Below are 4038 nucleotides of genomic sequence, written 5' to 3' on the forward strand. Positions count from 1 at the left end.
ACATGCCATTCACGGATTATCCCAATTACATGGGTATTCTTGTACTCGGACTTGCAATTGTCGGTTTGTTCAAGCGTGTACCACAAGCAGGATTCTTCGCGCTTACGATCGTGCTGGCATTACTCATTTCCTTCGGGAAGCACTTTGAATTCTTCTACCGTCTCTTCTACGATTATTTTCCCTACTTCAACAAATTTCGCGTGCCGGTGATGATTTTGGTGCTGGTGCAATGCAGCACCGCAATTTTGGCGGGGCTGGGATTGCAGGCGCTGCTGCAGCCGCTGGCCGCGGGTGAACCGCGCGAGGCTGAAGCCAGAGCACGCCGCGCACTCATTGCCAAACGGTTGTGGATTGCCGCTGGCTTGATTTTCAGCGTTGTCCTGCTATTCACAATTTTCAGAAGCGGCTTTCAAGAATTTATGTCCGGAATTTATCCGGACCGGTATGAACTTGCCACACAAGCGCGCCTTGATGAGAGACGCGTGGGCATGTTGCTCGGCGACATGTGGACGATCTCGGGTCTGGCCGCAATCGGGCTGGCTATGCTGGCATTGGCATACACCCATAAAATTTCAACTAAAACGGCGGCCGTGGTCTTCGTGCTCGCGACGCTTTTCGATCTTTGGATTGTGGACAAGCGCATCGGCAATCCGCCCGTCTCCGAAGCCAGCAAACGCGCGCTTTTGCAGCCCGACGAGGTGGCGCAGTTCCTGCAAAAAGACTCCGGTCTGTTCCGCATTTATCCGACGCTCGATCTGTTTGGCGAAATGCGCTGGGCGGCGCAGGGCATTCACAGCGTGGGCGGTTATCATGCGGCGAAACCGCGGCGCTATCAGGATTTTCTCGAAGCCACGGATTTGCAGAGCGGGTTGATGAATGATTACTTCGAGGTGGTCGAACAAAACGGGCAACGCGGTTTGCGGCCGCGCGCCGAGGAGGCGATTCCCGCCGCGCGCCGTAACGCCCTCAAGCATTGGCTGGACATGCTGAATGTGAAATACATTCTCTCCTTCTTTCCGTTGCCCGAAGAAAATTGGGTAAACCGCGCCACGGTGTCTTTCAATTACGGCGGCAATAACTATCCGCTCATGATTTTGGAGAATACCACGGTTTTGCCGCGCGCATTTTTGGTGGGGAATTATGAAGTGCATGCGGAAAATTTGGCGGCGTTGAGCCGCCTCGCCTCCGGAGAGTTTGATCCGCGGGACGCCGTCATTCTCTCGGAAGCGCCCGGCATTGCGCCGCAGCCGGATTCCACTGCCAGCGCCGTCATCAAAGAGTATCACCTGCATAAGATCGTGATCGAAACGGCTTCGGCATTTCCGCAAATATTGGTTTTGAGTGATACTTATTACCCCACGGGTTGGCACGCCTTTGTTGACGGCAATCCGGTCAAAACACATGTGGCGAATTATTGCTTTCGCGGCGTCGAAGTTCCCGCGGGCAAACATCAAGTCGAATTTCGCTATGCCTCACGCGCGTTTACGGCCGGTGTCTGGCTGAGTTTGGGCGCGTTGGCGGTGTGCCTCGCTTGTATCGCCCTCGGCCGGCGCCGGAACAGTGTTTAGTATTTCTTCCAAAAAAGGATTGCAATTAAGGCTATACTGCCATACATTTGCCGTCCAAAATTGTTGCTTCGGAGAGAGGAGCATCCCCATCTCTCAAGACTTTTTCCGCATTTCAATTGCCGAACAATGATCTTGCCGGACGAACCAACCGACATATCGCGTTGGCAGGGGCAACGACCATAGTCGCCGCGCTGAAACCGGCGAGAGAAAAGCTTCCCCGCAGGAGGGGGCCGGAGAGGGAGATGCCGTCTGTTTGAAGGAGATAATGGTGAGATGAAATTACAAGATATTCTGACCAAAGAGTTGATTAAAGTGCCGCTGAAGGGCCGCGAGAAGAATCAAGTGATCGAAGAGATGGTTGATGTGTTGGCCTCGGCGAGCCGCATTAAAGATCGCAATCAAGTGCTCAAAGCCATACTCGACCGCGAAGCTGTGATGAGCACCGGCGTCGGTGAAGGCGTGGCCATTCCGCATGGTAAGGCCGAGGCGGCGCCGGAAATCGTGGCCGCCCTGGGCATTGCGCACACGCCGGTCGAATTCGACGCTATAGATGATCAACCCGTGCGTCTGGTGTGGTTGCTGGTCGGCCCGCCGCATCAAACCGGGCCGCATTTAAAAGCATTGAGCCGCATTTCACGGCTGGTGCACAAACGTGATTTTCGCGAACGTTTGATTGCATCGGCCACGCCCGCCGAAGCCTTCGGCGCCATCAGTCACGAAGAAAACAGTTTTCATGAAACGTGACGGCGCGCCCGCCTAGGGTTGCCGCGTTTTTGGCCACGCCGGCAGGACGTCGCTCGCGCCATCACGCATCCTTTTTCATTTTATATGTTGACAAAAGCTGATCTCAAGTCCGTCATCCGGCTGACGCAGAAAAAGTATCGGGAGGAAGCCCAATGCTTTATTGCGGAGGGCGGGCGGCTGTGCGAGGAAGCGATTCAGTCCGGCTGGCCGATTGCGCATATCCTTTATTGCCCCTCACTGCTGAACTCATTGCGTGCGCATCATGCTTTGAACATGGCGCAACAGCGCGGTTTGCCGGTTGAAGAAGTCAATATTGATGCCTTTGCCAGTTTTTCCGATACCAAAAATTCGCAGGGCATCATTGCCGTTGTTCACAAGCGGTTGCCCGAGCTTGCCCCGCTGGAAAAACTGAAGCAAATGCCGCGCAATTTGTGGGTGGCGATTGAAAAGCTGCACGATCCCGGTAATCTCGGCACGATTTTGCGCACGGCAGATTGGCTCGGCGTCGACGGGCTGATCGTCGGCTCAACCTGCGTTGAAGTATTCAATCCCAAAGTCGTGCGCGCCAGCATGGGTTCGATTTTCCGGCTGGCGATTTACGAAATCGAGGATGTCGTAGGCTTGTTGCGCAAGTTTCAAATGTTCGGTTGCGTGCTCTACGGCGCGGATCAAACCGGCGACTTTCCCTACACCACGCTGCGCTTCGCTGCAAAAAAAGTTTTGGTGTTGGGCGATGAAATCAACGGCCTGTCGCCGCAACTCAAAGAAATCATTCAACACCGTGTGACCATTCCGCAGCGCGGTGGCGGCGAGTCTTTGAATGTCTCGATCGCAGCCGCGATTTTGTTAGCTGAAATGTGCCGGTGAAACATGCCCATTGCAGAAATACCCGCCATGAGATCCGCCTCCAACTATCCCACCGTCAAGGGTGCCGGCGTCGTTTTGTTGTTGACGGCAATACCGTTGGTATTCGCCGGTTTTCTCAGCGAGCGCACGTTGGCCAAATGGCCGTTGCTGCTCGGCGAACTGGCGTTGCTCGTGCCGGCTTATTTTTATATGCGCCGGCGTCGCCTCGATTATCGCGTCATTTTCCGTTTGCGCCCGGTTGGTGGACGCATTATCGGCGTGAGCGTGATGATCGGATTTGCCCTCACCGTGCTGGCCATCGAAATCGACCGGCTGATCAGCCTGCTGCTGCCATTTCCGGAACAGTGGGAGGCGATTCTCCAGCGCACGCTGCGCGCCAACGGGGCAGGCGAATGGATCATTATGATCTTGTCGGCGGTGGTTTTTGCCGGCGTGTTCGAAGAAATGTTGTTTCGCGGTTTCGTGCAAAATGCCTTCGAACAGCGCCATCAACCGGCTCTTGCCATTTTCATTACCGCGATTTTATTCGGCGCGGTTCATTTGAATCCCTGGTGGTTTCTGCAATTCATCTTTATCTCGTTCATCTTGGGCGTGCTGGCCTGGAAAAGCGACTCCATCATTCCCGGCGCCATTGTGCATGCGCAAAACAACCTGACCGCGCTGCTGCTGAACAATTTGACAGAAGAAACAAGCAACCCTTTACTGGGCTGGCAGGGACACGTGCATCCGTTGCTCTTGTTCACGGCCGTAGCGGCGCTCGCTTTCGGCCTGTGGCTTTTCTACCGTTATTGTGAAGAAGAAGTCCAAATTCCAACCTTCCTGAACACCCCGCTGTCGCAAACCTAAATCATTGCTGCTG

4 protein-coding genes are annotated in these 4038 nt (G+C 54.6%); all 4 read left to right on the top strand.

Annotated features, from left to right (window positions below; translation table 11 throughout):
• Positions 1-2: 2 nt before the first annotated feature.
• The 4 genes from FBQ85_27415 to FBQ85_27430 all read left to right on the top strand — a co-directional run bounded on the left by FBQ85_27415 (position 3) and on the right by FBQ85_27430 (position 4025).
• A complete protein-coding gene (locus tag FBQ85_27415) occupies positions 3-1568 on the top strand; it encodes a YfhO family protein (GenBank protein ID MDL1878861.1) in 1566 nt (521 codons plus the stop codon).
• Between the two features lie 273 nt (positions 1569-1841).
• Positions 1842-2312: a PTS sugar transporter subunit IIA gene (locus tag FBQ85_27420; protein MDL1878862.1), complete on the top strand. Its 471-nt coding sequence runs from the start codon at positions 1842-1844 to the stop codon at positions 2310-2312.
• A gap of 84 nt (positions 2313-2396) precedes the next feature.
• Positions 2397-3179 carry an RNA methyltransferase gene (locus FBQ85_27425; protein ID MDL1878863.1) on the top strand — a complete coding sequence of 261 codons (783 nt, stop codon included), beginning with the start codon at positions 2397-2399 and terminating at the stop codon, positions 3177-3179.
• Positions 3180-3182: 3 nt separating this feature from the next.
• Entirely contained in the window at positions 3183-4025 is an 843-nt protein-coding gene (locus FBQ85_27430) for a CPBP family intramembrane metalloprotease (protein ID MDL1878864.1), read from the top strand.
• Positions 4026-4038 lie beyond the last annotated feature (13 nt).

This window comes from Cytophagia bacterium CHB2 (assembly GCA_030263535.1).
GTDB lineage: Bacteria > Zhuqueibacterota > Zhuqueibacteria > Zhuqueibacterales > Zhuqueibacteraceae > Coneutiohabitans.

What these genes read in the sequence shown, in the direction of transcription:
- FBQ85_27415 (MDL1878861.1), top strand. Translation starts at nt 3, where the DNA reads ATGCCATTCACGGATTATCCCAATTACATGGGTATTCTTGTACTCGGA.
- FBQ85_27420 (MDL1878862.1), top strand. Translation starts at nt 1,842, where the DNA reads ATGAAATTACAAGATATTCTGACCAAAGAGTTGATTAAAGTGCCGCTG.
- FBQ85_27425 (MDL1878863.1), top strand. Translation starts at nt 2,397, where the DNA reads ATGTTGACAAAAGCTGATCTCAAGTCCGTCATCCGGCTGACGCAGAAA.
- FBQ85_27430 (MDL1878864.1), top strand. Translation starts at nt 3,183, where the DNA reads ATGCCCATTGCAGAAATACCCGCCATGAGATCCGCCTCCAACTATCCC.